This window comes from Tamlana sp. 2_MG-2023, assembly GCF_030548465.1.
Classification (GTDB): domain Bacteria; phylum Bacteroidota; class Bacteroidia; order Flavobacteriales; family Flavobacteriaceae; genus Pseudotamlana.
Map to the genome: position 1 here is coordinate 1 of NZ_JAUOSF010000040.1, position 731 is coordinate 731.

Here is a 731-nt window from a genome sequence, read left to right on the forward strand (position 1 = left end):
CAATTGTCATATCTCAAATCTCCAACTTCAAAGGCATTAAGTAAAGTATTAGAAATTGTTTCAGTTGCTACAGGTGTGTTTGTTGCTATAAACCGGAAACCTTCCATGGTATTTAAATTAGATCGCACTGGCATCAATTGCCAAATCGATTCTTGGCTGTTTTTTAAAAACACTTGATTGACATCCTGTAATAATTGAAAATCGGTGGTATTTGATATCAATTGAGAAGCTTTTGTTTCTGCCAAGGCCCATTGCTCTGTATAAATATAAACTCGGGCGAGTAAGGCTATTGCAGACCATTTACTTGGCCTCACCCGTTCTCCTAATGACAAGGAATAACCTGCCTCCAAAAGCGTTTCAGATTTCTGAAGATCAGCAATTATTTGCTTATAAACTTCTTCCCTAGGCATCCTTACAGACTTAGCATTTTCCTGAAAATCTGTACTGAGGTGCATAGGGACATCTCCAAAATCATTTACTAAATAGAAATAACAAAACGCCCTAATAAACAAGGCTTCTCCCATGAGCTGTTCTTTCAATTCATGAGTAACACCTGTTGAAACTTCTAGCCCCTTTATGATTGCGTTTGCAGTATAAATATACTGATAAGGTTCTGCCCAGAAATAAGTACCTAATTCTGGATTACTGGATAGTAATTGGTTTTCATAAAATGGGTCACCAGGAACATTTGCAACAAGCTCATCACTTGCTAGTCCATTCTTTACAGTAAT

At 37.1% G+C, this 731-nt stretch carries 1 protein-coding gene; it reads right to left on the minus strand.

Annotated elements, in window-relative coordinates:
• On the minus strand, positions 1 to 731 hold a 731-nt coding region (locus Q4566_RS17005; RefSeq protein WP_303423779.1), incomplete at both ends, for a RagB/SusD family nutrient uptake outer membrane protein.